Raw genomic sequence first — 6,201 nt, 5'->3', positions numbered from 1 at the left:
TGGCACGACCGGCTGGTGGCCCAGGCGCTGGGCGCGCTCGCCGATGCGGTGACGGCGGCCCAGGCCCGTGGCGAGGTCAGGGGCGGAGACGCCAGGATCTACGCCCTGCAGCTCATCTCCCCGCTGCTGATCAGCGTCATCTGGCGCGAGACCTTCGAGCCGGTGGGCGCGGCGGCGTTCGACGTCCGCACCGTGGCCCGCCAGCACGTGGAGACCATGCTCTCGGGCATGCTGACCTGGGAGGCCCCACGATGAACCGCCAGCGGCTGCTGATCGGCGGCCTGATCGCCGCGGCGCTCCTAATCGTGGCGGGGCTGGTGCTGCTGCCGCGGGTCTCCCGCGCCCAGGCGCTCTCGGGCTACATCGAGGGCGAGCCGCTCTACCTCGCCGCGCCGAGCGCCGGGACGGTCACGGCGATGTACGTGGCCAAGGGCGACGAGGTGAAGGCGGGCGCGGCGCTGTTCGTGGTCGACCCGCAGCAGTCGTCGGACGCCGTGAGCCAGGCCGAAGCCGCGCTCGCCGAGGCGCGCGCCCAGGCCCTCGACGCCCGCAAGGGCCAGCGGCCGAGCGAAATCGGGGTGCTGAGCGCCAATCTTGCCGCCGCCGAGGCGAAGGCCAAGGTGGCCCAGACCACCTATCGGCGGACGAGCGATCTGGCCGCCGCAGGAGTCGCTTCCCGCCAGCAGCTGGACGACGCGCGCGCCGCCGCCCAGCAGGCGTCCGATCAGGCCGCGGCGGCGAGGCGCCAGCGGCAGACCGCGACGCTGGGCGCACGGCCCGACCAGGTGCGCGCGGCCGACGCCAGGGTGGACCAGGCGCAAGCCGCGCTGCAGGCGGCGCGGGCGCGGCTCGCCGAACTGGCCCCCAAGGCGCCGGAGGCGGCGCGCGTCGAGGATGTCTTCTTCCGGCAAGGCGAATGGGCCGGCGCCAACCAGCCGATCCTCTCGCTGCTGCCGGATGCTCGCATCTACGTCCGCTTCTTCGTTCCGGAGCGGACGCTGGCCGCCTACCGGCCCGGCCGCGTGGTGCGCTTCGCCTGCGACGGCTGCCGCAACGGGCTGACGGCGAAGATCGTCTACGTGAGCCCAAGGCCCGAGTTCACGCCGCCGGTGATCTACAGCCGCGAGACCCGCGACCGGCTGGTCTATCTGGTGGAGGCGCGGCCGAGCGTCAGGCTGAATCCCGGGCAGCCGGTCGACGTCGAGCCGCTGGAGCCGGAGCGGTGAGCCTCGCCATCGACGTGGCCGATCTCAATAAGAGCTTCGGCGACAAGCACGTCGTGCAGGACCTCACCATCCAGGTCGCCGGGGGGCGCATCTGCGGCTTTCTCGGCCCCAACGGCTCGGGCAAGACGACCACGCTGCGCATGCTGTGCGGCCTGCTGACGCCGGACTCCGGGCGCGGCGCCTGCCTGGGCTTCGACATCCTGAGCCAGGCCGAGGAGATCAAGCGGCGCACCGGCTACATGACCCAGCGGTTCTCGCTCTACGAGGACCTCTCGATCTCCGAGAACCTGGAATTCGTGGCCCGCGTCTACGGCCTCGACCGGCGGGGCGAACGGGTGGACGAGGCGCTGGACCACCTGGGCCTCGCGGGCCGGCGCGATCAGCTCGCGGGCGCGCTCTCCGGCGGCTGGAAGCAGCGGCTGGCGCTGGCCGCGGCGACCCTGCACGAGCCGCAGCTGCTGCTGCTCGACGAGCCCACCGCCGGGGTCGACCCCAAGGCGCGGCGCACCTTCTGGGACGAGATCCACGCGCTCGCCGGCCGCGGCCTGACCGTGCTGGTCTCCACCCACTACATGGACGAGGCCGAGCGCTGCCACGAGATCGCCTACATCAGCTACGGCCGGCTGATCGCCCGCGGCACGGCCGCAGAGGTGGTCGCAGGCTCGCACCTCGTCACCTTCCACGGCGAGGGGCCGGACATCGACCGCATCGGCGAGGAGATCGCGCGCAAGCCCGGCGTGGAGAGCGTCGCCCCGTTCGGGGCCGCGCTGCACGTGAGCGGGACAGACCGGAAGGCGTTGGAGGCGGCGATCGCGCCCTACCGCCGCGAGCCCTACCGCTGGGATGAGGTCCCGCCGACGCTGGAGGACGTGTTCATCCACCTGATGGGCCAGGCGCAGGACAACTATCCATGATGGGCGTGTCCGGCGTCCGGATCCTCGCCGTGATGGCCAAGGAGTTCAAGCAGTTGACGCGCGACCGGCTGACGTTCGCGATCATGCTGCTGATCCCGATCATGCAGCTGACGCTGTTCGGCTACGCGATCAACTTCCAGCCGAAGCGGCTGCCGACCGCGGTGCTGGTCCAGGAAGACTCCCGCTTCGCCCGCTCGATCGTCTCGGCGCTGCGCAATTCCAGCTACTTCGCGTTCACCCGCCAGGCCCGCACCCCGGCCGAGCTCGACAAGCTGGTCCGCCGCGGCGAGGCGCAGTTCGCGGTGACCATCCCGGGCGACTTCACCCGCCGGGTGGCGCGCGGCGACCACGCCCAGGTGCTGGTGGAGGCCGACGCGTCGGATCCCTCGGCCAACTCGGCGGCCATGGCCGCGCTCGCGGCGCTGCCGCAGCAGGCGTTGGCCCACGACCTAACCGGCGGGCTCGCGGCGCGCGGCCAGGCGCAGCCGCCGTTCGAGGTGGTGATCCACAACCGCTTCAATCCGGAGGCGGTGACGGCGTTCAACATCGTGCCGGGCCTGCTGGGTGTGATCCTGTCGATCACCATGGTGATGATGACCGCGCTCTCGGTGACCCGCGAGATCGAGCGCGGCACCATGGAGAGCCTGCTCGCCACGCCGGTGCAGCCGATCGAGGTGATGGCCGGCAAGCTCGCGCCCTATGTGCTGGTCGGCGTGATCCAGACGGCGGTGATCCTGGTCACCGCGCGACTGTTGTTCCAGGTGCCGATGCAGGGCGGCTGGACGGGGCTTACGCTGGGGACCGCGCTGTTCATCGTGGGCTCTCTGGCGCTGGGTTTCCTGATCTCGACGGTCGCCACCTCGCAACTGCAGGCCATGCAGCTGAGCTTCTTCTACATGCTGCCCTCGATCCTGCTCTCGGGCTTCGCCTTCCCGTTCCGCGGCATGCCCGGCTGGGCGCAGGCGATCGGCGAGGTCATCCCCGTGACCCATTTCCTGCGGCTGGTGCGAGGTTCGCTGCTCAAGGGCCAGACGCTCGGCGACCAGTGGCCGGAGCTGGCGGCGCTGACCGCCTTCGTCCTGGTGGTGACCGCGCTCGCCATGCTGCGCTATCGGCGGACGCTGGATTGACGGCGGGGGGAGAGGGTACTGATGTACGGCATCCTGTGCGCGACGGCCGAGGAGCTGGCGGCCCTGCGTGAGCGGCTGGAGCTCGAGCGCCAGCCGGAGACGCATGGGCCCACGCGCATCTGGCGCGGCCGCCACGAGGGCGAGGATCTCGCGCTCGCCCAGGCCGGCATCGGCAAGGTCAACGCGGCGGCGGCGGCGACCCTGCTGCTCGGCTTGTTCGAAGCCGAAGCGCTGATCTGCTCGGGCGTCGCCGGCGGGCTTGCGCCCGACCTGCCGGTGGGCTCGGTGCTGCTCGCCGACCGGCTGGCGATCCACGATTTCGGGCTGGTGGCGGGGCGGACCTTCACGCCGACGCAATCCGGCGAGATCCCGATCGGCGCGCCGGAGTTGACCGAGCTGTTCCCGGTCGCGCCGGCGGTGGCCCGCGCGTTCGACGATCTCGAGGCGGCCGTGAAGGCGAGGCTGGGTCATCCGATCCGGCGCGGCGGGATCGTCACCGCCGATTACTTCCTGAACTGCGCCGAGACCCGCGACGCGCTGCGCGCCCGCTTCGGGGCCGACGCGATCGACATGGAGAGCGGCGCGATGCATCAGATCGCCGAGGCCTGGGGCCGGCCGCTCTACGTGATCCGCACGCTGTCGGACCTCGCCGGCGAGGAGAGCCACCTCACCTATTACGAGATGGCCCTGATGGCGGCCCAGAACTCGGCCCTGTGCGTCAGCGAGCTGCTGCGCATCCTCAAGGCCTAGGCGCGGCGGAACAGAGGCGACGGTCTCGCTTGCCCGACTCTCGGAGCGCCCCCACCTTCAATCCATGAGCGACCGCCCGACGGGGGCTGCGCCGGCCCGGCTCGTGGCGGCGCTGGGGCCCACCAACACCGGCAAGACCCATCTGGCGGTGGAGCGCATGCTGGGCCACGCGAGCGGCATGATCGGCCTGCCGCTGAGACTGCTGGCCCGCGAGATCTACGATCGGGTGGCGAAGGCGAAAGGGCCGCGCGCGGTGGCGCTGATCACCGGCGAGGAGAAGATCGTCCCGCCCCGGCCGCAGTACTTCGTCTGCACGGTCGAAGCCATGCCCCTGTCGCGGCAGGTCGAGTTCCTGGCGGTCGATGAGATCCAGCTTTGCGCCGACGCCGAGCGGGGTCACGTCTTCACCCATCGGCTGCTGCACGCCCGCGGGACGGCGGAGACCATGCTGCTGGGCGCGGCGACCATGGCGCCCTTGGTGCGGCGGCTGCTGCCGCACGCCGAGATCGCCACGCGCGAGCGGTTCTCGCGCCTGACCTATTCCGGGCCGAAGAAGCTGACGCGGTTGCCCAGGCGCAGCGCGGTGGTCGCGTTCTCGGCCGAGCAGGTCTACGCAATCGCCGAGCTGATCCGCAGGCAGCGCGGCGGGGCGGCCGTGGTCATGGGTTCGCTCAGCCCGCGCACCCGCAACGCCCAGGTCGAGCTCTACCAGTCCGGTGAGGTGGACTTCCTGGTGGCCACCGACGCCATCGGCATGGGCCTCAACATGGATGTCGACCATGTGGCGTTCGCGGGCCTCGCCAAGTTCGACGGACGGCGCACGCGGCCGTTGAGCCCCCAGGAGCTCGGCCAGATCGCCGGTCGCGCCGGCCGCTTCCAGCGCGACGGCACGTTCGGCGTCACCGGTGAGGCCGAGGACATGGAGCCCGACCTCGTGCTGGCGGTGGAGGAGCACCGGTTCCAGCCCGTGGCCGCGGCCGAGTGGCGGAACTCGCGGCTCGACTTCGCCTCGCTCGCCGGCCTGGTGCGCTCCCTGGCCGAGCCGCCGGCGCGCGACGGGCTCAGGCTCGCCGCCGAGGCGCTGGACGAGACCACCCTCAAACGCCTCGCCGACGACCCGGAGGTGGCCGCGCGCGCCCGCGACCGGGCGGCGGTGGTCAAGCTGTGGGATGTCTGCCAGACGCCGGATTTCCGCAAGGCCGCCACCGACGACCACATCCGGCTCGCCAGGGATTTCTTCCTGCACCTGACCAGCGGGCGCCGCAGGATCCCCGAGGACTGGATCGCCAAGCAGCACGCCGGCCTGGACCGGACCGACGGCGACATCGACGCCCTGGCCGCGCGCCTCGCCTACGTCCGCACGCTGGCCTACGTCGCCAACCGCGCCGACTGGCTGGCCGACCCGGCCGGCTGGCAGGGCCGCATGCGGCAGCTGGAGGACCGGCTCTCCGACACCTTGCACGAGAAGCTGATGGCCCGCTTCGTCGACCGGCGGACCAGCGCGCTGATGCGGGGCTTGCGGGTACGCGAGGACCTGCTGGCCGGCGTGGCGGCGGACGGCAGCGTCACCGTAGAAGGCCACTACGTCGGCAAGCTCGAAGGCGTGCGCTTCGAGGGCGTGCAGGGCGCGACGGTGCTGGAGGACAAGGCGCTCCGGGCCGCCGCCCGCCAGGCTCTGGGGCCTGAGATCGCCCGCCGCCTGGGCCGGCTCGCCGCCGAGCCGGACGAGGCGTTTTCCGTGGCGCCGGACGGGACGCTGCTCTGGCGCGGCGAAGCGGTGGGCGCGGTGAGCGCCGGCCAGCCGGCCGCGCCGCGGGTAAGGCTGTACGGGGACCTCGGCCACGAAGCGGCCCGCGAGCGCGCGGCGCGGCGGCTGGAGGCCTTCGTGGCCGGCGAAGCCGCGCGGCAATTCGCGCCGCTGCGCCGGCTCGAGGCGGCGGTGGCGGAGGGCCGGATCAAGGGCCTGGCGCGCGGCCTCGCCTATCGGCTGATCGAGAGCGGCGGGGTGCTCGACCGAACGCTCGTCAGACCCGAGACCAGGGCGCTGAGCCAGGTGGAGCGGCGGGCGCTGCGGGCGCTCGGCGTTCGGATCGGCGCGTTTTCCTTGCACATGCCCGGTCTCCTGAAGCCGCAGGCGCGCGGGCTCGCCCAGGCGCTCGCGGCGCGCGAGGCGCGCGACTG

The 6,201-nt window shown here is 72.4% G+C and carries 5 protein-coding genes and 1 pseudogene; all 6 read left to right on the top strand.

Annotation, left to right across the window (positions count from 1 at the left end):
• A pseudogene (locus VLI41_RS14935) lies at positions 1-255 on the top strand (TetR family transcriptional regulator); the annotation flags it as partial.
• Positions 252-1,226, top strand: a complete 975-nt coding sequence (locus tag VLI41_RS14930; protein WP_325268878.1) for an HlyD family secretion protein — start codon at positions 252-254, stop codon at positions 1,224-1,226. The pseudogene VLI41_RS14935 and the gene VLI41_RS14930, both read left to right, overlap by 4 nt.
• A complete protein-coding gene (locus tag VLI41_RS14925; RefSeq protein WP_325268877.1) occupies positions 1,223-2,140 on the top strand; it encodes an ABC transporter ATP-binding protein in 918 nt (305 codons plus the stop codon). The genes VLI41_RS14930 and VLI41_RS14925 overlap by 4 nt, the downstream gene beginning before the upstream one ends.
• Positions 2,137-3,270, top strand: coding sequence for an ABC transporter permease (locus VLI41_RS14920; protein ID WP_325268876.1), 1,134 nt, complete (start codon positions 2,137-2,139; stop codon positions 3,268-3,270). The genes VLI41_RS14925 and VLI41_RS14920 overlap by 4 nt, the downstream gene beginning before the upstream one ends.
• Before the next feature lie 21 nt (positions 3,271-3,291).
• The gene (gene mtnN / locus VLI41_RS14915) at positions 3,292-4,020 is read left to right on the top strand and encodes a 5'-methylthioadenosine/S-adenosylhomocysteine nucleosidase (protein WP_325268875.1); all 729 of its coding nucleotides are present in this window, start codon (positions 3,292-3,294) and stop codon (positions 4,018-4,020) included.
• Between the two features lie 64 nt (positions 4,021-4,084).
• Positions 4,085-6,201: helicase-related protein (locus tag VLI41_RS14910; RefSeq protein ID WP_325268874.1), on the top strand; the 2,117-nt coding region annotated here is incomplete at its 3' end.

It is taken from the genome of Phenylobacterium sp., from assembly GCF_035475775.1.
GTDB lineage: Bacteria > Pseudomonadota > Alphaproteobacteria > Caulobacterales > Caulobacteraceae > Phenylobacterium.
Note: the sequence above shows the minus strand (reverse complement) of the source record. Positions and strands in the feature narration are given on the sequence as shown.

What these genes read in the sequence shown, in the direction of transcription:
- VLI41_RS14930 (WP_325268878.1), top strand. Translation starts at nt 252, where the DNA reads ATGAACCGCCAGCGGCTGCTGATCGGCGGCCTGATCGCCGCGGCGCTC.
- VLI41_RS14920 (WP_325268876.1), top strand. Translation starts at nt 2,137, where the DNA reads ATGATGGGCGTGTCCGGCGTCCGGATCCTCGCCGTGATGGCCAAGGAG.
- mtnN (WP_325268875.1), top strand. Translation starts at nt 3,292, where the DNA reads ATGTACGGCATCCTGTGCGCGACGGCCGAGGAGCTGGCGGCCCTGCGT.